General features: G+C 71.4%; 16 protein-coding genes. 6 read left to right on the top strand and 10 right to left on the bottom strand.

All coding sequences use genetic code 11. The features are described 5' to 3' along the window. Positions 1 to 2850: a glycosyltransferase gene (locus WJM96_RS11105; RefSeq protein ID WP_424812554.1), complete on the top strand. Its 2850-nt coding sequence runs from the start codon at positions 1 to 3 to the stop codon at positions 2848 to 2850. A gap of 4 nt (positions 2851 to 2854) precedes the next feature. On the opposite strand, the gene WJM96_RS11100 is transcribed toward WJM96_RS11105, so the two are convergent. Further along, complete coding sequence (locus tag WJM96_RS11100; RefSeq protein ID WP_424812553.1) at positions 2855 to 7921, bottom strand: alpha-2-macroglobulin family protein; 5067 nt, start codon at positions 7919 to 7921, stop codon at positions 2855 to 2857. Between the two features lie 264 nt (positions 7922 to 8185). On the opposite strand from WJM96_RS11100, the gene WJM96_RS11095 reads away from it, so the two are divergent. Together WJM96_RS11095 and WJM96_RS11090 are read left to right on the top strand one after the other, a co-directional pair. Further along, positions 8186 to 9226, top strand: coding sequence for an efflux RND transporter periplasmic adaptor subunit (locus WJM96_RS11095; protein ID WP_424812552.1), 1041 nt, complete (start codon positions 8186 to 8188; stop codon positions 9224 to 9226). Further along, positions 9223 to 12312, top strand: coding sequence for an efflux RND transporter permease subunit (locus tag WJM96_RS11090; protein WP_424812551.1), 3090 nt, complete (start codon positions 9223 to 9225; stop codon positions 12310 to 12312). Before WJM96_RS11095 ends, WJM96_RS11090 begins: the two co-directional genes overlap by 4 nt. Here WJM96_RS11090 and WJM96_RS11085 read toward each other — a convergent pair. Then, positions 12266 to 13711, bottom strand: a complete 1446-nt coding sequence (locus WJM96_RS11085) for an MDR family MFS transporter (RefSeq protein ID WP_424812550.1) — start codon at positions 13709 to 13711, stop codon at positions 12266 to 12268. The genes WJM96_RS11090 and WJM96_RS11085 overlap by 47 nt on opposite strands. 95 nt (positions 13712 to 13806) lie before the next feature. On the opposite strand from WJM96_RS11085, the gene WJM96_RS11080 reads away from it, so the two are divergent. Further along, positions 13807 to 14910, top strand: a complete 1104-nt coding sequence (locus tag WJM96_RS11080) for a 2-aminoethylphosphonate--pyruvate transaminase (protein ID WP_424812549.1) — start codon at positions 13807 to 13809, stop codon at positions 14908 to 14910. A gap of 36 nt (positions 14911 to 14946) precedes the next feature. On the opposite strand, the gene WJM96_RS11075 is transcribed toward WJM96_RS11080, so the two are convergent. From WJM96_RS11075 to cobA, 3 genes are read right to left on the bottom strand one after another with little or no spacing between them, the layout of a single operon-like run. Beyond that, complete coding sequence (locus tag WJM96_RS11075; protein WP_424813094.1) at positions 14947 to 15579, bottom strand: peroxiredoxin; 633 nt, start codon at positions 15577 to 15579, stop codon at positions 14947 to 14949. Positions 15580 to 15611: 32 nt separating this feature from the next. Beyond that, positions 15612 to 15773, bottom strand: a complete 162-nt coding sequence (locus tag WJM96_RS11070) for a hypothetical protein (RefSeq protein ID WP_424812548.1) — start codon at positions 15771 to 15773, stop codon at positions 15612 to 15614. Beyond that, positions 15760 to 16569 carry a uroporphyrinogen-III C-methyltransferase gene (gene cobA, locus WJM96_RS11065; RefSeq protein ID WP_424812547.1) on the bottom strand — a complete coding sequence of 270 codons (810 nt, stop codon included), beginning with the start codon at positions 16567 to 16569 and terminating at the stop codon, positions 15760 to 15762. Before cobA ends, WJM96_RS11070 begins: the two co-directional genes overlap by 14 nt. Before the next feature lie 84 nt (positions 16570 to 16653). On the opposite strand from cobA, the gene WJM96_RS11060 reads away from it, so the two are divergent. After that, positions 16654 to 18342, top strand: a complete 1689-nt coding sequence (locus WJM96_RS11060) for an NADPH-dependent assimilatory sulfite reductase hemoprotein subunit (RefSeq protein ID WP_424812546.1) — start codon at positions 16654 to 16656, stop codon at positions 18340 to 18342. 100 nt (positions 18343 to 18442) lie between these two features. Here WJM96_RS11060 and WJM96_RS11055 read toward each other — a convergent pair whose 3' ends face one another. Further along, complete coding sequence (locus WJM96_RS11055; RefSeq protein WP_424812545.1) at positions 18443 to 19087, bottom strand: OmpW/AlkL family protein; 645 nt, start codon at positions 19085 to 19087, stop codon at positions 18443 to 18445. Between the two features lie 94 nt (positions 19088 to 19181). Continuing rightward, on the bottom strand, positions 19182 to 20153 hold the full coding sequence (locus WJM96_RS11050; RefSeq protein ID WP_424812544.1) for a Bug family tripartite tricarboxylate transporter substrate binding protein: 972 nt from the start codon (positions 20151 to 20153) through the stop codon (positions 19182 to 19184). Between the two features lie 103 nt (positions 20154 to 20256). On the opposite strand from WJM96_RS11050, the gene WJM96_RS11045 reads away from it, so the two are divergent. After that, positions 20257 to 21930: a formate--tetrahydrofolate ligase gene (locus WJM96_RS11045; RefSeq protein WP_424812543.1), complete on the top strand. Its 1674-nt coding sequence runs from the start codon at positions 20257 to 20259 to the stop codon at positions 21928 to 21930. A 47-nt stretch (positions 21931 to 21977) separates the two neighbouring features. Here the strand turns inward: WJM96_RS11045 and WJM96_RS11040 are convergent, their stop codons facing one another. The 3 genes from WJM96_RS11040 to WJM96_RS11030 form a co-directional block, all read right to left on the bottom strand. Then, positions 21978 to 23330 carry an amidase gene (locus WJM96_RS11040; RefSeq protein ID WP_424812542.1) on the bottom strand — a complete coding sequence of 451 codons (1353 nt, stop codon included), beginning with the start codon at positions 23328 to 23330 and terminating at the stop codon, positions 21978 to 21980. 71 nt (positions 23331 to 23401) lie between these two features. Next, the gene (locus WJM96_RS11035; RefSeq protein WP_424812541.1) at positions 23402 to 24223 is read right to left on the bottom strand and encodes an EipB family protein; all 822 of its coding nucleotides are present in this window, start codon (positions 24221 to 24223) and stop codon (positions 23402 to 23404) included. A gap of 74 nt (positions 24224 to 24297) precedes the next feature. Next, positions 24298 to 26433, bottom strand: a complete 2136-nt coding sequence (locus WJM96_RS11030; protein ID WP_424812540.1) for an acetate--CoA ligase family protein — start codon at positions 26431 to 26433, stop codon at positions 24298 to 24300. Positions 26434 to 26492 lie beyond the last annotated feature (59 nt).

Genomic DNA, 26492 nt, shown 5'->3' with positions numbered 1-26492 from the left:
GTGCGGCTTCTCCTCGATCTGCAGGGAGTGCAGGGCGCCGCGCGGCATGCGGGGCTCGGCCGCTACAGCCTGGCGCTGGCGCGTGCTCTCGTGCGCGGGCGGCGCGGGCACGAGATCTCGATCCTGCTGAACACGCGGCTCTCGGAATCCGCGGCGCGGCTGGTGGAGGAGTTCGAGCCGCTGCTCGGCCGCGATGCCATCCGCCGCTGGCACGCGCCGGACGGCTCGGCCGCGGGCAGCGATCCGCAATCGCCGCGCCGCCGGTTCGCCGAGCAGCTGCGCGCCCAGGCGGTACACGAGGCGGCGCCGGACCTGCTGCATCTCGGCAGCGTCTTCGAGGGCTGGCGCCACGACGTCGTGACCACCTGGCCCGACGAGTACGAGCGGCCTGTTATCGCCGCGACGGTGCACGATCTCATCCCGCTCACGCTGCGCGAGACCTATCTGGACGGCATGTGGCGCGATGCGGGGCTGGTGCCGTGGTATGCGCGTTGCCTGCGCGAGGTCTCGCTCTGCGCCCCGCTGCTGGCCAATTCCGAGGCGACGCGCGCGGAGCTTTTGCGCCACCTCTCCCTGCCGCCCGACCGCGTGCGCGTGATCGGCGGCGGTGTCGCGGCGGATTTCGCGCCGCCGCGCCTGGATGGTGGCGCGCGCGCGGCGCTGCTCGCGCGGTACGGCCTGCGCGAGGGCTTCCTTCTCTATCTCGGTGCAGGCGATCCGCGAAAGAACGAGGGCGTGCTGCTGCGCGCCTTCGCCCGCCTGCCCCCCGCGCTGCGCGCGCGCCATCCGCTCGCCATCGGCCATGTGAACCCGCCGCATCTGCGCGAGCAGGCACGCGCCGCCGGGGTCTCGGACAGCGAGATGATCTGCCTGCCCTTCGTGGAGGAGGCGGACCTGCCCGGCCTCTACGAGGCGACCGCGCTCTTCGTCATGCCCTCGCTGGCCGAGGGCTTCGGCCTGCCCATCCTGGAGGCCATGGCCTGCGGCGCGCCCTGCATCGCGAGCGACACTTCCGCCATGCCGGAGGTGGTGGGACGCGCGGACGCGCTCTTCGACCCGCGCGACGACGCGGCTCTGGCGGCGCTGATGACGCGGCTGCTGGAGGCGCCGGAGCTGCGCGCGGACCTCGCCGCCTATGGCCCCCGCCGCGCGCGCGAGTTCAGCTGGGACATGGTGGCCGCCCGCGCGTGGGACGCCTTCGAGGCCGCGCCCATCCGCCGCCTGGGCGGCAGGCCGAGGCGGCGCCGCACGCTCGCTTTCGTCTCGCCGCTGCCGCCGGTGCCGAGCGGCATCTCCGACTACGCGTCGGAGCTGCTGCCCGTGCTGGCCGAGCACTATGCCGTGACGCCCGTGACCGGCGCGGCGGTGGATGGCTGGCTCGCGGGCGCCTGGCCCTGCATGAGCGAGGCGGATTTCCTGCGCGACGGCGCGCGCTTCGACCGCGTGCTCTACCAGCTCGGCAACAACCCGCTGCATGCGCAGGCGCTGACCCGGCTGCTGCCGCTGCATGCGGGCGTGGTGACGCTGCACGATTCCGCGATCACCGACCTGCGCAATCACATCGACGCCCAGGCCGAGAGCGAGCCCCGCGCGCAGCGCCTCGTGCGGGAGGAGGGCTATCCCGCCTGCTTCTCCTCGCGCGTGCTGACGGGCGGCGCCGGGCCGCTGACGGATGCGCTCGCCGTGGTGCTGCATTCGGGCCATGCGCGCTGGCTGCTGGAGGCCGAGTACGGTCCCGCCATCGTGCAGGGCAGCGCCGTCATCCCCCATCTCCGCCAGCCGCTCCGCCTGCCCGAGCGCGAGGCGGCGCGGGCCGCGCTGCCATGTCCCCCGCGCGCCTTCCTGCTGGTGAGCTTCGGCCTGATGACGCCGAAGAAGCTGCCCGGCCGCGTACTCTCCGGCTTCGCCGCGATCGCGCGGAAGGATCCGGATGCGCGGCTGGTCTTCGTCGGCGGCTCGGAGGAGGGGACGGGGCCCGCCGTGCTGGCGGAGGCGGAGAAGCTTGGCCTCGGCGGCCGGGTGACGGTGACGGGGCGCGTCTCGGTGGATGTATACCGGCTGTGGCTCGCCGCCGCCGATGCCGCCGTGCAGCTGCGCCAGGACAGCCGGGGCGAGAGCTCGGGCGCCGTGAAGGACGTGCTGATGGCGGGCCTTCCGCTCATCGCCAACCGGCATGGCGCGATGGCGGAGCTGCAGGATTCCGGCGCACTGCTGATCCCGGAACCCGCGGCACTCACCGAACTGACGGATGCGCTGCTCGCCCTCTGGGGGGACCCTGCGCGGCGCCTCGAGATGGGGCAGGCCGCGCGGCGATGGGCGGAGCATGAGCTCTCGCCGCGCCGGATCGCGGCCGCCTATGCCGCCTTCATCGAGCGCGCCTACGACCAAGGGCCGAAGGCGGCGGCGCAGGCCATGCTGCGGGCGGGCGCGGAGCTGCCGCTGACCGGTGCCGATGCGGGCGCGCTGGGCGAGGCGCTCGCGGCCTCCTTCCCGCCGCCGCGCCAGCCGCGCGTCTGGCTGGACACGGCGATCGGCGCGATGGAGCCCGGCTTCCTGGCGCTGCTGCGCGAGGGCATTCCCGGCTGGCGTCCCGAGCCCTGCCGGCGCGAGGGCGGGCGCGTGGTGGCGGATCACGGCTGGGCCTGGCCGCGCCTCGGCCTGCCCGGCGCGCCGCCGGAGGAGGGAATGGCCGTGATCGCCCCGGGCGACTGCGCGCTGATGTCCGAGGGCGAGGGGCGGGACATCGCGCGCGCCCATGGCGCGCGGCTCCTGGATGTGCCGCGCGAGGATCTTCTCTCGCAGGGCGCGCCGACGCAGCGCGCCCTGGTTCAGCGGATGGTCCTGGTCTGACCCGTCAGGGCGGCAGGACGGTGATCCGCCCCGTCGCCTGCCGCGCGAAGAAGGCCGGGCGGTACATGTCCGAGACCTCGGCGCCGGGCAGCTCGAAGCGGCCCGCCGTCACGGCCCTGATCCGCACCGCCATCCGGAACTCGCGCTGATCCGAGGTGAAGGTGAAGGCAGCGGCGAGACGGTCGTCCAGCGCGGGCTGGGCATCGGGCTCCGGCAGCTCGCCGAGGCCCGGAAGGCCGGGCACGGCGCCGGGGCCGAGCCGCGCCACGATCTCCCATCCCGCGGGCAGGCCCTGCGTGATCATGGCCAGGTGCTCCTGCCCGGAATCGGCCCGCGCCTCCACGACCATGATGAAGGACTGGCCGGCCTTCAGCTGGTCGAGGTTCAGCGCCATGCCATCGAGGCCGACGAAGCGGCGGCGGATGGTCATGTTGTTCCGCCCGGCCGGAAGCGCCTCCGCCGGGATGCCCGTGACGGTGAGCACCACCGGCAGCGGCGCGTCGCCCAGGTTGCGGAGCGCGCCGCCGGCCGCGACCGGCAGCGAGCGCCCGGTGACGGCCTGCCCGTCGAAGCTGGCGCGGACGGGCCTCCCGTCGCGCCCCAGCGAGGCGGCGGCGAGCATGGCCCAGGCCTGCTCCTGCGTGGAGGCGGATTGCGGCGTCAACTCCGGCCCCGGAAGGCGTTCGAGGGCTTGGCGCTGCATCGCCGCGGGCGCATTGCCCTCCCGCAGCAGGACCACGAGCGCCATGGCGTCGCGCGCGGCGCTGCCATAGTCGTAGAGCCAGTCGCGACGGCCCGGCGCGGCCAGGGCGGCCGCGAAGGCGCGGTTCGCGCGCTCCTGGTCGCCGGCGCGGGCGAAGGCGGCGCCGAGCTGCGCGCGGGCCAGCGGCGTCGGCAGGCGGTCCATCATCTCGATCAGCCGGCGCGCCGCGCCCAGCCGGTGGCGCCCGGCGAGCGACAGCGTATTCAGCCGCGCCGCCTGGGCCGCGAATTCACGGGGATCGTCGGCCGAGGTCTCCTCCAGGCGTTCGTTGAGATCGGTGAGGGAAGCCTCCAGCGCGGCGTCCGCCACGGCGGCGCCGGCGGCGCGCGCGCGGATCAGCGCCTCGGCAGCATAGGCCGAGGTCCAGAACTCCGGCTCCGCCTGGGCCGACCAAAGGCCGAAGCTGCCGTCGAACCGCTGGCGCGAGAGGATGCCATCCACCACGCGCTGCAGCCGCGCCGCCTGCTCGGGCGTGCTGCCCTCGCTGATGGCGGCGCCGATGCCGAGCGCCTGCGAGGACAGCTGCTCCAGGCAGGCGAGCGGGAAGGCCTCCAGCCGGCGCAGCATGCCCTCCGCGTCGTAGCGGACGGGCGTGCCGAGGCGGGCGCGGGCGCGCCAGGCGCCGGGGATGAAGCGCGCGGCATCGGGCGCCAGCCGCGCCTCCTGGCCGGGCGCGATCTCCATGGTGGTGGCGGCTGTCGCCAGCCCGCGTGAGGAGCGAACCTCGATCCGCGTCTCGCGCGTCGCGGTGAAGCCGTCCGGCCCGGCGACCGCGATGCGCAGGATGCCCTCGCCCGAGCCGGTGGCTCGCAGCGTGGTGGCGGGCTGGGCGCGCGACCCGGTCGCGAGCCGCGCGGCGAGGCGCGTCGGGCCGCCGATGGCGATGGCGCCCTCGGTGGTCAGCGTCGCGCTCAGCTCGCCCGGCGGCAGTTCCAGGTTGTGCAGCAGGACGGGCATGGTCGCCTCGTCGCCCGGCGCGAGGAAGCGGGGCAGCAGCGGCTCGGCCAGCGCACGGTCGCGCACGGTGAGCGCGCGGCTCGCCGAGCCCACCTTGGGGCCCTGCCAGGCGACGGCCATCAGCCGCAGCTCGCCGGCGAAGTCGGGGATGTCGAGCGGGATGGTCGCGCGGCCGTTGGCATCGGTCGTCACCACGCCGCTGAACAGGACGACGTTGCGCTGGGGAATGCGCAGCGCGCCGAGATTGCCCAGCTCGTCGCCGCCCTGGCGCAGCGCCGTGGGCATGCCGTCGTCGTAGCGGATCAGGCGGCCGTAGTCGTCGCGGATGTCCGCGCCCAGCGTGCGCCGGCCGGTATAGTGGGCCAGCGGGTCGGGCGCGGCGAAGCGGGTGAGGCGCAGGATCCCCTCATCCACCGCGGCGAGGGTGAGCTTCACCTCGCCCTGGGCGCCCGCGATGGTCACCGGCAGCTCGATGCGCGTCTGCGGCCGCGCGAGGTCGGGTCCGCCGAGGCTCACCTCCAGCCGCCGCGAGGCGGGGTCGATCTGCAGCCACGCCAGGCCCAGCGCGCGGCCGGGCGCGTCCTGCGGCGCGCCGGGGCGGTAGACGGTGACGGCGGCATAGGCGCCGGCTCCCCAGGCGGGGTCGGCTTCCAGCGTCACCTCGCCGCCGGCCTCCGGCACTTCGATCTCGCGCAGCGAGACCAGCCGGTCTGTCAGGATGGCGAGGCTCGCGCGGCCGGCGAAGGGCGGCGTGATGCGCAGCGTCACCGGCTGCCCCGGGGCGTAGGAGGGCCGGTCCGCCGCGACATCCACCTTGTCCGGCACCTCCGCCGATTCACTGGCGACCCAGCCGGAGCGGAAGCGGAAGGAGGCGATGGCCATGCCGTTCGCCTCCCGCGCCTCCAGCCGGTAGCGGCCGAAGGGCAGGCTGCGCGCGAAGCGGGCGGGCTCCGTCGCGGTGGCGCGGGCGGTCGCCGTGTCCACCGGCTCGTCGGTCCAGATCGTCTCGTAGCGGGAGTAGCTGCCGCGCACGACCATGCGCCAGCTCGGCCGCTCGCGGACGAGGCGCAGGTTCAGCTCGGCGGCCTGCGGCTGGCCCTCGGGATTGGCGACGACAATCTCGAAGGCTGCCTCGGAGTTCGCGTTCACGGATTGCGGGCCGCGGATGCCCACCAGCCGCTGGGCGCCGGCCACGGCGATGTTGAGCTCCGTCCGCGTGCTGCGGCCGCCCGGCTCGTCCACCGAGATGGTGACCTCGCCGCGCAGGGGGCGCGTCGTGTCCGGCGCGCTGGGCAGGCTGAGCTCCAGCGTGGCGCGGCCGTCCGCATCCGTCTCGGGCAGGTCGGCGCCGATGAGGTCGGGACTGAAGCTCTCGTCCTCCAGGCCGAACTGGTAGTCGCGCAGCTCAGGGAAGGGGCTGCGCTGGGTGACGAGGCGCAGCTCCGCGCTGCCGGTCAGGCCCGAGCCGGGCGCGCCGTAGAGGAAGCGGGCGGTGACCGGGATGAGCAGCGGCCGGCCCGGAACCAGGGCGCCGGGAACGGGACCGGCCTCGACTGCGAGGCGCTCGGGCACGAAGGCGTCGACCCGCAAGCTCGCCTCGCCCACCGGGGGCGCGTCGGGGTCGGTCAGCGCTTCGATCTTCCAGACGCCGACCGGGGCCGCGCTGGGCAGGGTCACGGGCCAGTGGCCACCGTCGCGCACCACCGTCTCGGCGGCGACCTGGCCGTTGGGGCGGCGCAGGCGCAGCCGGAGGGGAACGTCGGAGGGCTGGCCGGCGGCATTGCGCAGCAGCGCCATGGCCTGGACCGTCTCGCCCGGCCGGTAGATGCCGCGGTCGAGCCAGAGGAAGGCGTCCAGAGGCCCCGGATGCTCGCGGCCCGAGACGCCGCGGTCGGAGAGGTCGAAGGCCGCGGCCTCGAGGTCCAGCGCCACGAGATCGTCATCCGTCATGGCATGCAGCGAGACGGGCGCCATCGGGCCCTCGCCGCGCAGCAGGGCGGCGGCGAAGCGCACCAGCCCGTCCTCGCCGCTCGTCTCCTCGGCCAGGATCTCGTTGTTGCGGGACATGAGGGCGACGCGGACGCCGCCCGCCGGGCGGGCCGCGCCGAGGCGGCGGGCCTGGACCGCCATGCCGCCCTCGCCGCGCCAGACGGTGAGGCCGAGGTCTGTCAGCACCACGGGCTGCGCGGCCGTCAGCTCGTCGGCATTGCGCGTGCCGTCATTGGGGCGGGCGATCAGCATGTAGAGGCCGGGGCCGGCTTCGCGCAGCTGCGGCGGCAGGGGGATGCTCAGGCGCTGGATCCGGTTGGCCTCGCCGCGCGGCAGGTCGACCGTGCCCTGCCAGACGATGCGGCCCCACGTGTCGGGCAGGTCGCTGGCGGTCCAGTTGTTCATCGCCTCGCCCAGGCGCCAGTCGCGCGTGAGGGGCACGAGGTTGCGCTCCGCGACGCGGACGATGCGGAGGTTCAGCGTGGAGAGGTTCATGGCCGCCAGCGGCACGCGGGCCTCCTGGCCCCGCGCCAGGATGAAGGCGCGGCTGTCGAAGGCGAGGCGCGGGCGCCGGTCCGGCATGGCGATGTTGACGGGGGTGTCGTTGAGCAGGCGGAGGTCGTCCTCCCCCGGCAGGCCGGCGCGCAGGATGACGCGGGTGGTCCGCCCATGCGGCAGGCCGACGACGCAGAGGCTGTCCTGCTCCCGCTGGAAGGAAAGGCCGGGCTGCGGCGGCTCCGCCCGGAGCCAGTCCTGGGGTTGCCAATCGCTGCGGCGGGCGGGCGGGACGGTGAAGGTGAAGCAGGCGCGGGCCGGCTCGGCCTCCGGTTCCAGGTTGAGACGGGCGATCAGAAGGCCGGCGGCGCGGCGGGCCTGGGTGAGGGCCTCCACGTAACGCTGCTCGCCGGGCGCGCGCTCCACCACCGCCTCCAGGGCCGCGATCTGCTGGGCAGGGCGGTTCAGGCGCTGCAGGGCTTCGGCGATGACCAGGAGCGAGGGGATCTCGGGCGGGCCGCCGGGGACGGACATGAAGTTCTGCCAGGCGGCGGAAAGCGCCCGCGCGGCTTCGGGCGGCGTGCGGCGGAGCTGGGCGCGGGCGAGCGAGAGCCACTGGGCGGGCGAGGCCTCGCCCATCGCGGCACGCTCTTCCCAGGCCTGGGCGGCATTCGCCCAATTGTTCTGGCGCTCGGCCGTGGCGGCGCGGGCTTCGGCGGCCGTGCGCTGCTGCGGGGTGCCCCCGGCGGGGAAGCGGCGCTCCAGTTCGTTGCGGTATTGCCCAGAATCCCGGCTGAGTCCGGGCAAATCGAAGGCATGTGCCGCAGGTGCCAGGAGCACGAGCAGGAGAAACACCCAGCGCCGCATGGAAAACTGTCCTTCCCTATTTTCCCGAACCAGGGCACGCTTTTTGAGCGGAATGGTTACGTTTCGTTGCTAATCTGCGGATTGGAATTCGACGAGGCGGATGGTGAATGGAAACCGCGTTGTGACGGTCCGCAACCTGCCTATCGTACACATGATTTCCCGCTGGGAGCTTGCGATTTCATGATCTTGCGCATTGCCGTGCTCGCGGTGCTGTTCGCGTTCCCTGGGCTTGCCCCTGTGGCGCTTGCTCAGCAAGCGGCCCCTGTGACGACGGATGCGGCGGTGGTGGGCACGGTGCCGGTCGAGATCATGGCCAATGGCACCGTCCAGTCCGAAAGCGTCGTCACCATACGAACGCGAGTCGACGGGCAAATCAATCAGGTTCATGTATCGGAAGGGCAGGTCGTGCGGCGCGGCCAACCGCTCTTCACGCTGGACGCACGGCTGAACCAGGCCCTACTGGCGCAGCAGGAGGCTCAGTTGCAGAGCGCGCGGGCCCTCGCCACCCGCACGCAGCTCGACGCGGCCCGCTACCAGAGCCTGCGCGGCGAGAGCTATGCCTCCCAGCAGCGGTTCGAGCAGGCCCAGGCCGATGCCGCCGCCGCCGCCGCGAACGTACTCGCGACCCAGGCGTTGATTTCCCAGACGCGGCTCAACATCGACTTCGCCCAGATCGTCGCCGAGGTGGACGGCGTTCTGGGCTCGTTGCCGCTGCGCGCCGGCAATTTCGTGCGCCAAGCCGAGAACGTCTCGATGGGAACCATCACCCAGACCAACCCCATTCTGGTGCAATTCAACGTGCCCGAGCGCTGGCTGGCCACCATCCGCCGGGCCACGAATGCCGGCCGGGCCATTCCCGTGCGCGCCCAGGCGGACGGCGACACCGAGCAGCCCGTGGCGGGCGAACTCGTCTTCGTGGACAGCCAGGTCGACGTCGCGACGGGCACCATCATGCTGAAGGCGCGCTTCGACAACGACCATGGCCGCCTCTGGCCTGGCCAGTACGTGCAGATCGTGCTGACCCCGGCGATGGAGGAGAACGCCATCACCATCGCCAGCGCCGCCATCCAGACAGGGCAGCAGGGCCGCTATGTCTTCGTGATGAACGAGGGAACGGCCCGCCGCCGCTCCGTTCAGGTGATGCGGATCGTGGGTGACCGGGCAGTGGTCCGGGGCCAGATCGCCGACGGCGAGAAGGTGATCGTCGATGGCGCGCAGCGCGTCGTGGATGGATCGAGGGTGGAGGAAAGGAACAGGACAAGCTCGGCCAATCCGCGCGTCTCGGCGCTGGAGACCGCCCGATGAACATATCCGAGCTCTGCATCCGCCGACCGGTCATGACCTGCCTGCTGACGGCCGCCGCCGTCGTGGCGGGCATCGTCGCTTATACCCGCCTGCCGGTCGCCGCCGTGCCGCGCGTGGACTTCCCCGTCATCCAGGTCTTCGCGACCTTCGCGGGCGCGAGCCCGGAGACGATGGCAACCTCCGTCGCACTGCCATTGGAACGCGAGTTCAGCACCATAGCCGGCCTGGACAGCATGAGCAGCGTCTCCGGCCAGGACACGCTGAACCTGACCCTGCAGTTCCAGCTCGGCCGCAACATCGACAGCGCGGCGCAGGACGTGCAGGCCGCGATGACCCGCGCCCAGCGCCGCCTGCCCATCGAGATGACCATCCCGCCGAGCTACCGGAAGGTGAACCCGGCGGATGCCCCCGTCCTGCTGCTGACGCTGAGCGGCGGCGACACGCCGCTGTACCGGCTGAACGACGTCGCCAGCACCATCGTCGCCCCGGCGCTGAGCCGCGTGCAGGGCGTGGCCCAGGTGCAGACCTGGGGCGAGCAGCTCTATGCCGTGCGCGTCCGGCTGGACCCTGACCGCATCGCGGCCATGGGCCTCGCCTTCGACACGGTGGGCCAGTCCATCGCGGCGGCGAACTCCAACACCCCGGTCGGCCTGCTGACCGGGCCCAGGCAGCAGCTGACGCTCCGCGCCAACGACCAGCCGCAGGACGCGGCGGCCTTCGGCGACCTCGTCGTCGCCGGCCGGGCTTCCGCTCCCGTGCGGCTCAGCGAGATCGCCCGTGTGGCGGACGGCGTGCAGAACGAGCGCGTGCTGAGCTGGCGAAATGGCGAGCGTGCCCTGGTTCTGGCCGTGCTCCGCCAGCCCGACGCCAACACCGTGGACGTGGTGGACGGGGTGCGGAACAGCCTGCCGGCGCTGCGCGCTGCGCTGCCGCCGGGCGCTGAGATCGGCGTGTTCCTCGACCGTTCGGTCTCCATCCGGGCCGCCGTGCATGACGTGCAGGAAAGCCTCGTCATCGCCATCGGCCTGGTGGTGCTGGTCTGCTTCCTCTTCCTGCGCCGCGTCTCCGCCACGCTGATCCCCTCGATCGCGGTGCCCATCAGCCTCTGCATGACCTTCGGGTTGATGTACGTGATGGGCTACGGCATCGACAACGTGACGCTGCTGGGCCTCACCATCGCCGTCGGCCTTGTGGTGGACGACGCGATCGTGGTGCTGGAGGCCATCGTCCGGCATGTCGAGGAAGGGATGCACCCCGTAGCGGCCGCCATGCGCGGCGCCAAGGAGGTGGGTTTCACCGTTCTCTCCATCACGCTGTCGCTGATCGCGGTCTTCCTGCCCATCCTGCTGATGGGCGGCGTGGTGGGGCGCGTGTTCAACGCCTTCGCCGCCACGGTCTCGCTGGCCGTCATCGCCTCCTGCGTCGTCTCGCTGACGCTGACGCCGCTGATGGCGAGCAAGATGCCCGCGCATGGCAAGCCCGGTCGGCTGGACCGCACGCTCGAGGCCGGCTTCGTGGCGATCGAGAAGACCTATGCCTATCTTCTGGGCTGGGCGCTGCGCATGCGGCTGGTGACCTGGCTGGTCTTCATGGGCTCGGTCGCCGCGGCCGGCTGGTTCGCCGTCCATATCCCCAAGGGCTTCTTCCCGATCGAGGATACGGGCCTGCTGCAGGTGAACACCGAAGGTCCGCGCGGCACCTCCATCGAGGCGATGTCCGAGATGCAGGGCCGCGTCGCGGAGATCTTCGCGCGCAATCCCTATACCGACGCCGTGGTCTCGACCGTGGGCGCGGTGGGCGGCTCGGCCTCGATCAACCAGGGCCGCTTCTTCGTCCAGCTGAAGCCTCGCGCCGAGCGGCCCGACATCCAGCTGGTGATCCAGCGGCTGCGGCGCGAGGCCGCCTCCGTGCCGGGCATGCGCGTCTTCGTGCAGCCCATCCAGAACATCAATTTCGGCGCCCGCCAGTCGCGCACGCTCTACCTCTACACGCTCCAGGGCCTGCGGCTGGATGAGCTCTACGACTGGGCGCCGCGGCTCGAGACCGCGCTCTCCCGCGTGCCGCAGCTCCAGGACGTGAACACGGACCTGCAGCTCGACAGCCCCGTGGTGCTCGTGAACGTGGACCGTGACCGCGCCACCGCGCTCGGCGTGTCGGTGGACCAGGTGCGGCTCGCGCTCTTCTCCGCCTTCGGCGCGCGGCAGATCTCCACGATCTACGGCCAGGCCAATGCCTATCCGGTGATCCTGGAGGCGCTGCCGGAGGACCAGCGGGACGAGTCCGGCCTCTCCAAGCTGTACCTCCGTTCCAATACGGGGCGTCTGGTGCCGCTCTCGGCGCTGGCGACGATCGAGCGGCGCTCCGGCCCGCTGACGGTGGGCCACCAGGGGCAGCTGCCCGCGGTGACCATCGGCTTCAACACGCCGCCGGGCGTGGCGCTGGGCGATGCGGTGAACGCCATCCGCGCCGTGGAGCGCGAGCTCGGCCTGCCGCCGACCATCGTGACGGGCTTCACCGGCTCGGCCCAGGTCTTCCAGCAGGCGCTCGCGGGCCAGGGCTTCCTGGTGATCGCGGCGGTGCTGATCATGTATGTGGTGCTGGGCGTGCTCTATGAGTCGCTCATCCACCCGCTCACCATCTTGTCGGGCCTGCCGGCGGCGGCGCTGGGCGCTTTCGCGACGCTGTGGTGGTTCAGCCTCGATCTCTCGGTGATCGCGGTGATCGGCACCTTGTTGTTGATCGGGTTGGTGAAAAAGAACGCCATCATGATCGTGGACGTCGCGCTGCAAAGGCAGCGCAGCGGCGAGACGCCACTGGATGCCGTCCGCCAGGCCTGCCTGCTGCGCTTCCGCCCGATCCTGATGACGACGCTGGCGGCCGCCGCCGGCGCCGTGCCCATCGCGGCCGGCTGGGGCGCGGCGGCCGAGCTGCGCCAGCCGCTGGGCCTCGCCGTCATCGGCGGCCTCGCGGTCTCGCAGGTGCTGACGCTCTTCGTGACGCCGGTGCTCTATCTCGGCTTCGACGGGCTGGCGCGGAAGTTCAGCCGCGGCCGGGGGGCGGTGCCTGTGGCGGCTCCGGCGGAGTAGCATCCGAGGCGGTGAGCGGCTTCTTCCCGCTCACCTCCGAGCCCACGTCGCGCGGCAGCCCCGCCGCGAAGGGCACGGCCATGACCACGACCGCCGCCGCGATCAGGAACGCCGCCGTGAAGTCGGAGGGCTGGAGCGCGCCATGCCCCGTGATGTGGCGCGACAGTTCCAGTGAGCCGGTCGCCAGCACCACGCCGATGGCGGGCGCCAGCTGCTGGGCCGTGCCGTAGAAGCTGGTCGCGGAGCTGAGCTGCACGCGCGAGACATCGGCGAAGGCCAGGGTGTTCAGCGCCGTGAACTGCAGCGAACGGAACAGGCCGCCCAGGGCCAGCACGGCGAACATGGCCGGGATGGGCCAGTCCGGCGTGAACATGGCGCCCGACGCGACGCCGAGCGTCGCCAGCAGCCCGTTCACGATCAGCACAGTCCGGAACCCGAAGCGACGCAGGATGGGGCGCGTCAGCGGCTTCATGAAGAAGGCACCCACCGCCGTCGCGAAGGCGACGAACCCGGCCTGCGAGGCGCTCCAGCCGAAGCCGACCTGGAGCAGCATGGGCACGAGGAAGGGCACGCCGCCCGCGCCGCTGCGGAAGAGGCTGCCAGCCATGGTGGAGTGCCGGAAGCTGGGGATCCGCAGCAGCGTCAGGTCGATGGCCGGGCGTTCCGCGTGGCGGCAATGGTGGATGGCCCAGCCGGTCAGGAGCAGGCCGACCAGCACCAGCCCCTCCGGCCAGCCCGTGGGGAAGATGCCGCGCCCGATGGTCTCGATGCCCGCCATCAGCGTGGCCAGCGCCGCGCCCACCAGCGTCAGCCCCTTCACGTCGGGCGGGCCGGGGTCGGTGCGGGGCAGGGGCTCGATCTTCCAGGCGACCATGACGATGCCGATGATCGCGACAGGCACGTTGATCCAGAAGACGCTGCGCCAGCCCCAGAGGTCCGTCAGCAGCCCGCCCAGCGGCGGGCCGGAAATGGGTCCGATCATGGCCGGCATGGTCAGCCAGGTCATGGCCGTCAGCATCTCGTCCTTGCGGATGCCGCTGAGCAGGAGGAGGCGCCCCACCGGCACCATCATGGCCCCCGCCATGCCCTGGACGACCCGCGCCACCACCAGCTCCGTCAGGCTGTCGGCGAAGCCGCAGGCCGAGGAAGCGAGCCCGAACAAGGCGATGGCGATGAGGAAGACCCGCTTGGCCCCGAAGCGGTCGGCGATATAGCCCGAGACGGGGATGAAGACCGTCAGTGCCACGAGGTAGGAAGTGATGGCCACGCCTAGCCGGGTCGGCTCCTCCCCTAGGTCGCGTGCCATGGAGGGGAGGGCGGTGACGACCGCCGCGCTGTCCAGGTTCTGCATGAACAGCGCGGAGGCGACGATCACCGCGGTAACGCGCGCATCGGCCATGGCCCGAAGCTAGTGCAAACCAGGGGCGAGTCGAAGCCGGGTTCCCGAAACGGCGGATTTCGGGCATTCGGGATGCTCGAACAGGACTTTTGCCCATGCTGCTTCTCACCCCCGGCCCCGTTCAGACGCACCCTTCCGTGCGCGCGGCCATGGCCGAGGACATCGCCCCCTGGGATTCGGCCTTCCGGCCCTTCTACACGCGCCTGCGTGACCGCATCCGCGCCATCGCCGGCGGCGTGGAGGGCGTGCACGTCACCCTGCCGCTGCAGGTGGCGGGCCACATGATCATGGAAGCGGCCATCCGCACCTACGTCCCGGCCGGCGGCGCGCTGCTGGTGCCGGTGAACGGGCAATATGCCGGCCGCGCCGTGAAGCTCGGCCGCCTCGCGGGGCGCGTGGTGGTGGAGCTGGAGGTGCCCGACACCCGCGGCGTGACGGCCGGGGAGATCTCGGCCGCGCTGGCCGCGCATCCCGAATGCAGCCATGTAGCGATGATCTACAGCGAGACCGGCAGCGGCATCGTGAACGACCCCGCCGTGATCGGCCCCGCCGTACGCGCGGCCGGCCGGCGGATGATCGTGGACGCGGTCTCGGCCTTCGGCGCCCTGCCGCTGGACCTCTCGAGGCAGCCGGAGATAGACGCGGTCATCTTCACCTCCAACAAGTGCCTGGAGGGTTTGCCGGGCTTCAGCTTCGCGGTCGCGCGCATCGACACGACCGAGGCCGCTTCCGGCAATGCGGGCTCCTGGAGCCTCGATCTCTCGGACGTGCTGGCCAACACGAATACCAACGGCCCGGGCAGCCTGCGCTTCACCGGCCCGGTTCAGAGCCTGCGCGCGCTCGACGTCGCGCTGGACCGCTTCGATGCCGAAGGCGGGCGCGAGCCGCGCCTCGCGCGCTACCGCGCCAATGCCGACATCCTCTACCGGGGCCTCAAGGCGCTCGGCCTTAAGCCCTATGTGGAGGAGGCGGAGCAGGGGCCGATCGTGGTCACCTTCCACCAGCCCGCGGGCTTTGTGCTGGCCGATTTCTGCGAGGCGCTGAAGCGCCACGACGTCATGATCAGCAGCTACTACACCAGCACCCAGCCGAGCTTCCGCATCGGTGCCATCGGCGATGTGGGCGCGGCTGACATGCACAAGTGCATCGCCGCCGTGGGCGCGGCGCTGGACGAGCTGGGCCTCAGCCAGGCCGCCTGACGGATCGCGCTGGCCCGGAGGCCAGCGCGCCGGAGTTCACTCCGCGACTTCGACCCAGCGCAGGTAGGGCCGGTCCGCCTTCCAGCCCTGGGGGAAGCGCTTCGCGGCGTCCTCGTCCGAGAGCGAGGGGACGATGATGGCCTTGCCGCCCTTCTGCCAGTTCACCGGGGTCGCGACCTTGTGCTTGTCGGTCAGCTGCAGGCTGTCGATCACGCGCAGCACTTCCTCGAAGTTGCGCCCGGTGCTGGGCGGATAGGTCAGCGTCAGGCGCACCTTGCGGGCCGGGTCCAGCACATAGACCGTGCGGACGGTCACCGAGGGATCGGCGTCCGGATGGATCATGCCGTAGAGCTGCGAGACGTGCCGGGACGGGTCCGCGATCATCGGGAAGTTCAGCGCGTGGCCCTGGGTCTGGTGGATGTCCTCCGCCCAGGCGTCATGCCGGTCGAGCGCATCGACGCTGAGGCCGATAACCTTCACGCCGCGCTTGTCGAATTCCGGCTTGAGGCGCGCGGCCTCGCCCAGTTCCGTGGTGCAGACGGGGGTGAAATCCTTGGGATGCGAGAATAGCACCACCCAGGAATCCCTGGCCCAGTCGCCGAAGCGGATGGGGCCCTGGGTCGTCTCGGCCTCGAAATCGGGCGCGACCTGGCCCAGGGTGAGCGGGATGCCGGTCTGCAGTGTCATGGCGCTATCCTTTGTCAGGTGAAGAAGTGAGCCGCCGCCACGAAGACAAGGGCGGCCATGCTCATCAGCGAAACGTCCCAGGCGGGCAGCCAGAGCTCGCTGGGGGCGTCTTGATCCTCGGCCTCGATGGGCCAGGCGTCGTGTTGCGGCGCGAAGCCGCTCTCAAGCACCGGCATGGCGCACCAGTCTCCCCGTGGTTCTGACCCGGTCCGCGAGCACCCGCGTGACCTGCCCGATGACGATCATGGTGGGCGTCGGTAGCTCGGCGCGGCGGGCGTCGAGCGTGCAGGTGCCCAGAGTGGTGTGAAGCGCGGCCTCGCCGGGCAGCGTGGCCTGGGCGACGAGCGCGACCGGGGTGGAGGGAGCCATCCCGGCGGCCAGCAGCCGCAGCGCCAGCTCGTCGAGGCGCGACAGCCCCATGAAGATGGCGAGCGTCCCGCCCGTGCGGGCCAGGGCGGCCCAATCCATCTCCGGCAGCGCGCCGTCCTCGCCATGGGCCGTAAGGAAGGTGACGGCCGAGGCGGTGCCCCGATGGGTGAGGGGAATGCCGGCGGCGGCGGGGGCGGCGAGGCCCGAGGTCACGCCCGGCACGATCCGCCAGCGGATGCCCGCCTCCTCGCAGGCCAGGGCCTCCTCGCCGCCGCGCCCGAAGATGAAGGGATCGCCGCCCTTGAGGCGCACGACGCGCTTGCCCGCGCGGGCCCCCGCCACGAGCCGGGCGTTGATGCGGGCCTGGGACACGGGGGCGGCGCCCTTCCGCTTGCCCACGGCCACGATCTCGGCGCCCGGCCGGACATGGCGCAGCACGGCGCGGCCGGGCAGGGCGTCATGCAGCACGAGATCCGCCTGGCCGAGTGCCTGGACGGCGCGAAGCGTCAGGAGGTCGGGGTCGCCTGGGCCGGCGCCGATCAGCCAGACCTCGCCCGGCGCGAAAAAGCGGCCTCCGAGGGCTGAATCCAGATCAACATCCATGGCGCGTCCAAATCCCAGTTTGACACTTGATATGATCGTATAATCGTGATTTCACCGTGTCTAGTGCATCAGGAGGCGGCCCCGATGAAGGTCAGCGGCGCGGAAATCATCAAGTCGGAGAGCGCAGGCCTCCGCGGCCCGATCGCCGAGGAAATCGGGCACGCCGGTGAAAAAGGTGGACTTTCGGAGGCATCCTACACGCTTCTGAAATTCCACGGGACCTATGAGCAATTTGATCGGGACACTGCGACCGAGCGCAAGCAGGCCGGCGAGGACAAGGACTGGTCCTTCATGGTCCGCGTCCGGGCACCGGCGGGGCGGCTGACGGCGGAGCAGTGGATCGCGCTGGACCGCCTTGCTGACACCCATGCCGACGGCACGCTGCGATTGACCTCCCGTCAGGGCGTTCAATTTCACGGCATCGTGCGGGAAAATCTGAAAGGCAGCATCGCGGCCGTCGACGCGGCCCTGCTGACCACCCTCGCGGCCTGCGGCGACGTGGTCCGCAACGTCATCACCAGCCCCGCGCCCCGGCGCGACGCCATCCATGCCCGGCTGGAGGCCGAGGCGCGCCGCCTCTCTTCCGCCCTTCTGCCCAAGAGCCGCGCGCATCACGAGATCTTCCTCGGCGAGGAGGCGGCCAAGGCGCCCGAGACCGAGCCGCTCTACGGCCCCACCTACCTGCCGCGGAAGTTCAAGATCGCCCTCGCCCACGCCGCCGACAACACGCCGGACGTGCTGGCCAACGACCTCGGCTTCGTCGCGGTGACTGACGGGAAGGGTGCGCTCACGGGCTGGATCGTGACCATCGGCGGCGGCATGGGCATGACGCACAACAAGCCCGCGACCTATCCCCGCATCGCCGATGCCGTGGCGCTGATCGGCCCTGACGAGGTGCTGGAGGTGGCGGAGGCCGTCGTGCGTCTCTCCCGCGACCATGGCGATCGCGCGGACCGCAAGCATGCCCGCCTGAAATACGTCCTGGCCGAGAAGGGCGTGGAATGGGCCCGCGCCCGCCTCTCCGAGGATCTGGGCCGGGAGCTCCTGCCCGCGCCGCCGCTGCCGCGCTTCGAGATCCCGGAGCACCTGGGCTGGCACGCTCAGGGCGACGGGCGCTGGTGGCTGGGCCTGCACATTCCCGCCGGGCGCATCGCGGATCGCGGCGAGCTTCGTCTCCGCACCGCCCTGCGCGAGGCGGCCGCGCGCTTCGGCGCCAACCCCATCGCGACGCCTCAGCAGGACCTGCTGCTCTCCGACATCCGCGAGGAGGATCGCGAGGCGCTGGACGCGCTGCTGCGGGCCCATGGCGTGCCGATGCCCGATACATTCTCGCCGGTCGCGCGGAACATGCTGGCCTGCGTGGCGCTGCCCACCTGCGGCCAGTCCCTGGCCGAGGGCGAGCGCGTGCGCCAGCCGGTGCTGGAGCAGGTCGAGGCGCAACTCGGCCGCGTGGGCCTCGGCGGCGAGCGGATCAGCCTGCGCCTGACCGGCTGCCCCAACGGCTGCGCGCGCCCCTACCAGGGCGATATCGGCGTGGTGGGCCGGGCACCCGGCCTCTACACGCTCTTCGTGGGGGGCGACTTCGCCGGTACGCGGCTGAATTTCCCCCTCGCCGACAAGGTGCCTCTGGCGCGCATCGGCGAGACGCTGGCGCCGCTGATCACGGCCTGGGCCGCCCGCCGCACGGGCGGCGAGGGCTTCGGCGACTTCACCGCGCGGCTCGGCCCCGAGGCGTGCCGCGCGGCGCTGACGCCCGCCATCGCCGCCGAGTGATACCATCGGCGAGAGGCATTCTCTGCTGCCCGGGCCGCGGCATGCGGCCAGCCGGCGGTCCGGCGTGCGAGCGGGCGAAAGGCCGACGGCATGAGCCGCATCAGAAGCGGTAGCGGACCGAGGCGCCGATCACGAAGGGATTGATGTCGGCGCGCGCGCGGATCAGCCCGCTGTTCACGCTGACATCCGGCTGCATCAGGATCCACTTGGCGTCGAAGTTGACGAGCCAGTTTGGCGCAACCTCGTAGTCCACGCCGATATTGGGCGCGACGCCGACGGAAGGGTCGATCCGCACGCGGTTCACCGGCGCCGTCAGCGTCCCGCCCTCGCCGTAGAACCAGGTGACGTTGAGGCCGACCCCGACATAGGGGCTAAGCCGCGCGCGGGGCAAAGGGTGGTACTGCACCGTGAGCGTCGGCGGCAGCGCCCAGACATGGCCGAGCCGCACATGGCCGAGCGCCGAGTTGGCGACGCTCACGTCATGCCGCGTGGTCGCCGCGATGAGGTTCAGCGCGATGTTCGGCGTGATGAAGTAGCTGACGTCGAGCTGCGGGCTCGCGCTGTTGCTCGCCTCCGGCGTGCCGCCGATGCGGCCGACATGCCCGCCATTGGTGGGCAGCACGCCGATCGCGCCGAAGCCGATCACCACATCGCCGGCATTCTTGCCGCGCGGCGCGTCCTGCGCGGCGGCGGTACCTGCGCCCAGCAGCAGCATGGCCGCTGCCGCATAGCTCGCTATCCTCATCTTCCGGGACCTTCAGAAATGTCGCAGCGATCCGCTGCGACATGTCCCCTAGGCGCCGGCTGGAAGGCCCGCCTTGCGTTAAATCAAGGGCTTCCTATTCCGCGCGGATGTTGGCGCGGTCCACCACGGTCTTCCAGCGGTCGATCTCGGCCTCCTGGAAGCGACGGAACTCGGCGGCGCTGCTCGCCACCACATCGAAGCCGATCTGGCTGAGGCGCTGGACGCTCTCGGGATGGCGCAGCGCCTGGATGCAGCCGGCTTCCAGCTTCGCCAGCACCGGCGCGGGCAGGCCGGCCGGCGCCATGGTGGCCTGCCAGGAGGTGACGACGAAGTCGCTGAGGCCCACCTCGGCCGCCGTGGGCACGTCCGGGATGGTCGGATTGCGGCGCTCGCTCGTCACCATCACCGGCTTGATACGGCCCGCCTGGATATGCGCCGCGACGCCCGAGAGGTTCTGGAAGGTCAGCTCGGTATCGCCCGCGATCAGCGAGGTCGCGGCCGCGGCGCCGCCCTGGTAGGGGACGTGCGTCGCCTCGACCCCGGCGCGCAGCTTGAACAGCTCCATCGTCATATGCTCGGACGAGCCGACGCCCGAGGTGGCGTAGGAGACGTTGCGCCCATTGGCCTTCAGCCAGGCCAGCACGCCGGCATAGTCCGTCGCGGGGACCTTGGCCGGATTGATGATCAGCACGTTGGGCGTCGTGACTGCCAGCGTCACGGTCTGGAAATCGCGCAGCGGATTGTAGGGCAGGTTGGGACGCAACGCGGCATTGATCGCGAAGACGCCGATCGAGCCGGTCATGAGCGTGTAGCCGTCGGCGGGCGCCCGGGCCAGGACCTGTCCGGCCACCGCGCCGTTCGCGCCGGGCCGGTTCTCGACCACGACGCTCTGCCCCAGGATCCCGCTCAGCTTGGAAGCGATGACGCGCGCGGTGATATCGGAGGGGCCGCCCGCCACGAAGGGCACCAGCATGGTGATGGGCCGCTGCGGCCATTCCCCCTGCGCGAGGGCGCCGGCGGGCAGCAGGGCGGGGGTCGCGAGCAGCGCCCGGCGGGACAGTCTCATGTGTTCCTCCTTCATCTTGCGTCCATCCTGCCTGGTCGGACCGTCTTGTCCAAGTGGCGCCGTTGGCTTCATATCCTGCCGACCAGGGAGACCTTTGCCAGGCATGTCCATCGATCTCGAGATCGCCCGCGCCGCGACGCTGAAGCCCATTGCCCAGATCGCGGAGAAGGCGGGGATCCCGGCCGATGCGCTGGAGCCCTACGGAAAGTACAAGGCCAAGATCGGGCTCGATTTCGTGGCCAGCGCGCGGCATGACCGGCCGATCGGCAAGCTGGTGCTCGTCACCGGCATCAGTCCGACCCCGGCGGGCGAGGGCAAGACGACGACCACGGTCGGACTCGGCGACGCGCTGAACCATATCGGCAAGCGGGCCATGATCTGCCTGCGCGAGCCCTCGCTCGGCCCCTGCTTCGGCGTCAAGGGCGGCGCGGCGGGCGGCGGCCATGCGCAGGTCGTGCCGATGGAGGACATCAACCTCCACTTCACCGGCGACTTCCACGCGATCACGGCGGCGAACAACCTTCTCGCCGCGATGATCGACAACCACATCTACTGGGGCAACACCCTCGGCATCGATACGAGACGTGTGACCTGGCGCCGCGCGCTGGACATGAACGACCGCTCGCTACGCAGCATCGTGGGCTCGCTGGGCGGCACGGCGAACGGCTTCCCGCGCGAGGACGGCTTCGACATCGTCGTGGCGTCGGAGGTGATGGCGGCCTTCTGCCTGGCCTATGACCTCGCGGACCTGCAGGCGCGGCTGGGGCGGATCATCGTGGCCAGCACGCGCGACGGAAAGCCCGTGACGGCGGCCGACCTCAAGGCCGATGGCGCCATGGCGGTGCTGCTGCGCGATGCGCTGGCGCCCAACCTCGTGCAGACGCTGGCGGGCTCGCCCGCGCTCGTGCATGGGGGGCCCTTCGCCAACATCGCGCATGGCTGCAACAGCGTGATGGCGACCACGCTCGGCCTGCACCTGAGCGACGTGGTGGTGACGGAGGCGGGCTTCGGCGCCGACCTGGGCGCCGAGAAGTTCCTGGACATCAAGTGCCGCCTCTCGGGCCTGGCGCCCGATGCCTGCGTGATCGTGGCGACCATCCGCGCGCTGAAGATGCATGGCGGCGTGGCCAAGTCCGACCTGGGGCGCGAGGATGTGGGCGCGGTGCGGCGCGGCATCGCGAACCTCGCGCGGCATGTGGAGAACATCAAGAAGTTCGGCCTGCCGCCCGTCGTCGCGCTGAACCGCTTCAACGCCGATACGGAAGCCGAGATCGAGGCTGTCCAGGAGGCCATGGCCGCACTGGGGACCGAGGCCGTGCTCTGCACCCATTGGGCTGATGGCGCGAAGGGCACGGTGGAACTGGCCCATGCGGTGATGCGGCGGATCGATGGCCGCGAGGCCGCGTTCAAGCCGCTCTATCCCGACAACCTGCCGCTCGCGGGCAAGATCCTCGCCATCGCGCAGGAGATCTATCGCGCCTCCGATGTCTCCATCCCCGACAGCGTGGCGGTGAAGCTCGCGCGGTTCGAGGCGATGGGCTTTGGCCATGTGCCTGTCTGCATCGCCAAGACGCAGTACAGCTTCAGCGCCGACCCCACCGCGCTTGGCGCGCCGGAGGGGCACGTGCTGCCGGTGCGGGACGTGCGGCTCTCGGCTGGCGCGGGCTTCGTCGTCGCGATCTGCGGCGACGTCATGACCATGCCCGGCCTGCCGCGCGTGCCGGCCGCAGAGAACATCCGCCTCGATGCGAAAGGCCGCATCGAGGGGCTGTTCTAGAGGCCTGGTTCACCGCTTCGGCCATCGGGCCGAAGCGGATCGGGCGCTTACGGCTCCAGCAGCTTCTCGACGGCGGCGGCGATGGCCAGCAGGCGCTGGTCGCCCATCGCCTCGCTCATCAGCATCAGGCCGGCCGGCGCCTCGCCCGGGATGTGGCAGGGCAGGCTGATGGCGCATCGGTCCAGGAAGTTGCCGATCGCGGTGTTCCGAAGCAGCAGCAGGTTGATGCGATTGTACTCGCTCTCCTCAGCCACGGCGGCGATGGCGGGCGGCGCCACGGGCACGGTCGGGCAGATCACCGCGTCGAAGGGCGCGGTACGCGGGGCGACGGCGGCGATGATCTCGCGCCGTGCCTTCAGGACATCGAGGTAGTCCGCGGCACTCATATGCTCGCCGCGCGCGATGCGCTTGAGGATGAGCGGGTCGTAGCGTGGGCCGTCGCTCGCGATCAGCTCCTTGTGCCAGGCGAAGGATTCGGCCGCGGTCAGGCCACCCTTGGCATTGACCTGCGGCAGGCGGTTGAGCTCCGGCAGGGCGAGGTCCACCAGCTTCACCCCGGCCTGCTCCAGCAGCGCGAGCGCGCGGGCATAGGGACGCGCGACCTCGCCCTCCATCCCGTCTTCGACGATGTTGTGCAGCACCGCGAAGCGCAGACCGCTCAGATTCACCTCTGGGAGGGGCGCCACGCTCTCCTGGCCGGAGATGAAGGCGTCCAGCGTGTGGCAGCAAGCGACGGAGCGCGCCAGCGGCCCTACCGAGTCGAGCGAGAAGGAGAGGGGCAGCACACCCTCATCCGTCACGCGCCGCGCCGTCGGCTTGAAACCCACGATGCCGTTGAGGGCGGCCGGGATGCGGCAGGAGCCGCCGGTATCGGTGCCGAGCCCGCCGAAGCCCATGCCTTCGGCCGCCGCCACGCCCGCGCCAGACGACGACCCGCCCGGCAGGCGCCCCGTCTGGCGATCCCACACCGATTTCGGCGTGCCGTAGTGCGGGTTCACGCCGAGGCCGGAGAAGGCGAATTCCGACATGTTGGTGCGGCCCAGCACCACGAAGCCCTGGCGCAGCAGCCGGTCCACGACCACCGCATTGGCGGTGGCCGGCGCCGAGCCGTCGCGCGCGACCGAGCCTGCCTTGGTCACGACGCCCGTCTCGTCGAACAGGTCCTTGATGGTGATGGGAATGCCGGCGAACCGGCTGGGCGCGCGGCCCACCAGGCGCAACTGGTCCATGGCCAGCGCCGCATCCCGCGCGGCCTTGGCGTGGATGGCGGTGAAGACCCGGGGGCCTTCGCCCTCCGCCATGCGGGCCAGGGCCTCCTCGACCAGCGCGGCCGAGGTGATGGTTCCGGCTTCGAGCGCTTCGGCGGCTTCGGCGATGGTCGGGAACGCGTGGCGCGGCATCTGGCCCTCCTGAATGGCAGGGCCGGACTATGCGAGGGGACGCGGCTCCGGGGAACCCGCCCCCCTTCAGATCACGAGCAGGGCGAGGGGATAGGCTGCAACTCGCCCAGCCGGCCGTCGACCACGAACTCGCCGAAATCCATCTTCAGCTCGTCCGCCACGCCGTTCTCGAAGTAGCGCATGCTGACCTCGTAGTCCGGTGTCGACGCGCCATTGGCCTGGGAGGAAGCGTTGCGGTCGAAGAAGGCGATCCGCATCCGCGCGCTGCCGAGCGTGGCTAGCAGCGGGAAGTTCGGGTTGGGCTGGGGCTGGGTCCAGCCGCCGGAGAAGAAGGTGGTGGTGTCCTGCGCGCCCTCGGCGCTGGTGCCGTCGAAGAGCGGCGTTGCGAGGATGCGCTGGCCGGCGCGGGCGGCGGCCAGGCTGCGCAGCGTGTGCACCATGGGCAGGATGGTTCCGCGCGGCAGGTCCTCGGCCTCGCCGCTCGGCTCGGAATACTGCACGCGGCCGCCCTCTGGCGTCAGCGTCGCCTCGCCGGCGATGCGGGAGGTGACGGCGCCTTCGGTCATCTGCGTGAGGGAGAAGCGGAGCCGGGTGCCGTCCTTGGATTCCAGCGTCGCGTAGTCGGAGCTCGTCTCGATCGTGTTGCCGTCGCGGTCGGAGAGCACCAGGGTGAACCGCTGGCGGGATGCCCAGGCATCGCAGGCATCCACCACCTCGAAGAGCATGATGCCCTCCGCGCGCGTGACGGATGCGCTGTCGCGCACGCTGTCCAGCGTGAGGCGATAAGCCGCGCGGTGGGCGAGCATGTGCTCGGTACCGGGCTCGTTCGCGGCGAGGGCAGGAGAGAGGAGCGCCGCGGAGAGCAGCGCCGCCAGGGCGGTTCGGAACTTCATATGGGAAATCATAGAGGAGAACCGTGACGGTGTAATCGGTATCGTCACGGGCCCCCTTTATGGAAGGGCCGTCATCAGCCGGACAGCTTCATCAGCCCATCCACCGCGACGCAGCCATTTTCGCGGCAGACCAGGGGGTTGATCTCCGCCTCGTCCAGCCGGTCGCCCAGCGCGGCGACGAAGCCCGAGAAGCGCGAGACGGCGCCAGCCACCGCGTCCAGATCCACCTTGGCGCTGCCGCGGAAGCCGTCCAGCAGCGGGAAGGCCTTCAGCGACTTCAGCATGGCCATGGCGCCCTCGGTCGAGACGGGGGCGATATCCAGCGCCACGTCCTTCCAGAGCTCCGCCTGCACGCCGCCGAGGCCGACCAGCACCATGGTGCCGAACTGCGGGTCGCGCCGGGCGCCGAGGATGAGCTCCACGCCGCGCGCCTCCATGCGCTGGACCAGGACACCATCGATGCGCGCCTGCGGCGCATGCTGGCGCGCGCCCTCCATGATGCGCGCGAAGGCGGCCGTGACGGCGGAGGCGTCGGCGAGGTTGAGCTGCACGCCGCCGACCTCGGTCTTATGTGCGATGTCCGGGCTGTCGACCTTGAGCACCACCGGGAAGCCCAGCGCCGTGGCGGCCGCGACGGCCTCGACTGCGGTGCGGGCGCGGCGCTCGTCCACCACGGGCAGCCCGGCGGCGGCGAAGGCGGATTTGGCGGCGGCCTCCATCAGCGTGGCCTCGCCGGCCGGGATGGCCTTGGCCGCCGTCTCGGCGGCGGTGTCGATCCGCCCGGCTGCGGGCTTTGGCCCATGGTGGTCGAACCAGAGGCTCAGCGCCTTCATCATCCGGCGAGAGCTGCGGAAGAGCGAGAGGTGGCGGCTGCCATCGGCCGCTTCCGGTCCCGCGCCCTCCAGGCTCTCGGGCACCCAGGCGACGCAGATGGGCTTGCCGGCGGCGGCGGCCATCGGGTCCAGCGTCTTCATGCGCGCCGGCGTCGCGGTCGGGGCGGGGTTGTGGTAGACGACTGGGAAGACGATGGCGCCGTACTGCTCGTCGGCGAGCATCGCTTCCATGCATTCCTCGAAGGATTTCGGATTGGTCGCCACCTGTGCCGTGAGGTCGCAGGGGTTACGCGGGCTGCCGAAATCCGGAATCGCGGCGCGCAGCACCTTCTCCGTTGCCGGAGCGGGCTGCGGCAGCTCGAGGCCCGCGAATTCCGCATGGTCCGCCGCCATGATGCCCGCGCCGCCGGAGGGCGTGACGATGCCGACGCCGCGCCCCTTGGTCTTGGGCGGCGGCGACTTCGCGAAGAAGCCCGCCGTCTCGAGCATCGCGTCGAAATCCTCGACCTCCAGCATGCCCGCGCGGCGGAAACCAGCCGACCAGGCGGCCGTGCTGCCCGCGAGCGAGCCGGTGTGCGACATCGCGGCCTTGGCGCCGATCTCGCCGCGGCCGAGCTTCAGCACCACGATGGCCTTGCCGAGGTCACGCGCCATGTCGCCCAGCGCGAAGAGGCGCCGCGCATCCCGCAGGCCCTCCACCACCAGGGCGACGCTGCGGCATTCGGGGATGGTGAGCTGGAAGGCCGCGAGGTCGCAGACGTCGAGGTCCGTCGCATTGCCCGCCGTGGTCATGTGACACATGGCGAAGCCGCGCTCGGCGGCCTGCATAAGGGCATAGCCCAGCGCGCCCGACTGGCTGACGACGCCCACACCGCCCACCGGCGCGGTGAGCTTCACGTAGTCCGGCATGAAGGTGCCGCCGGCGCGGAGCCGATGGTCCACGAAGCCGAGGCAGTTGGCGCCCAGCAGCGGGAAGCCGAGGCTGCGCGCCATGTCGCGCAGCTGCTGCTCCTCGACGGCGCGCTCGGGCAGGTCGGTCTCGCCATAGCCGGAGGCGTAGATGGCGGCGCCGCCGCCGCCCTTCGCGGCCAGGTCCTGCACGGCCTGGGCCACGCCCTGGCGCGGCAGCGCGATCACGGCGGAATCGGGAGCGCCCGGAATGTCGGCGATCGAGGCGTAGCAGGGGCGGCCGTGAAGTTCCTGGCCCGCGTATTTCGGGTTCACGCACCAGACGGGGCCGTCGAAGTCGCGCATGTTCTGCACGGTGCGGGCGCCGAAGCCGGTCGGCTCGGCGGAGACGCCCACCACGACGAAGCTGCGAGGAGCCAGAAGGCGTTGCAGGCTGGCTGGGTCGCGCAGCTTTTCCACGGCAGGCATCGAAATTTCTCTCCCTCGGATTTGATGCGTATTCCGGCCCAGCTGAAACGTTTCGACAA

It is taken from the genome of Roseococcus sp. YIM B11640 (assembly GCF_049727625.1).
GTDB lineage: Bacteria > Pseudomonadota > Alphaproteobacteria > Acetobacterales > Acetobacteraceae > Roseococcus.
The sequence above is the reverse complement of the archived record's forward strand: the minus strand, read 5'-3'. Positions and strand labels throughout refer to the sequence as shown.

Coding starts and splice junctions, on each gene's coding strand:
- WJM96_RS11100 (WP_424812553.1), bottom strand. CDS start 7,921: ATGCGGCGCTGGGTGTTTCTCCTGCTCGTGCTCCTGGCACCTGCGGCA.
- WJM96_RS11090 (WP_424812551.1), top strand. CDS start 9,223: ATGAACATATCCGAGCTCTGCATCCGCCGACCGGTCATGACCTGCCTG.
- WJM96_RS11085 (WP_424812550.1), bottom strand. CDS start 13,711: ATGGCCGATGCGCGCGTTACCGCGGTGATCGTCGCCTCCGCGCTGTTC.
- WJM96_RS11080 (WP_424812549.1), top strand. CDS start 13,807: ATGCTGCTTCTCACCCCCGGCCCCGTTCAGACGCACCCTTCCGTGCGC.
- WJM96_RS11070 (WP_424812548.1), bottom strand. CDS start 15,773: ATGCCGGTGCTTGAGAGCGGCTTCGCGCCGCAACACGACGCCTGGCCC.
- cobA (WP_424812547.1), bottom strand. CDS start 16,569: ATGGATGTTGATCTGGATTCAGCCCTCGGAGGCCGCTTTTTCGCGCCG.
- WJM96_RS11060 (WP_424812546.1), top strand. CDS start 16,654: ATGAAGGTCAGCGGCGCGGAAATCATCAAGTCGGAGAGCGCAGGCCTC.
- WJM96_RS11055 (WP_424812545.1), bottom strand. CDS start 19,087: ATGAGGATAGCGAGCTATGCGGCAGCGGCCATGCTGCTGCTGGGCGCA.
- WJM96_RS11050 (WP_424812544.1), bottom strand. CDS start 20,153: ATGAGACTGTCCCGCCGGGCGCTGCTCGCGACCCCCGCCCTGCTGCCC.
- WJM96_RS11045 (WP_424812543.1), top strand. CDS start 20,257: ATGTCCATCGATCTCGAGATCGCCCGCGCCGCGACGCTGAAGCCCATT.
- WJM96_RS11040 (WP_424812542.1), bottom strand. CDS start 23,330: ATGCCGCGCCACGCGTTCCCGACCATCGCCGAAGCCGCCGAAGCGCTC.
- WJM96_RS11035 (WP_424812541.1), bottom strand. CDS start 24,223: ATGAAGTTCCGAACCGCCCTGGCGGCGCTGCTCTCCGCGGCGCTCCTC.
- WJM96_RS11030 (WP_424812540.1), bottom strand. CDS start 26,433: ATGCCTGCCGTGGAAAAGCTGCGCGACCCAGCCAGCCTGCAACGCCTT.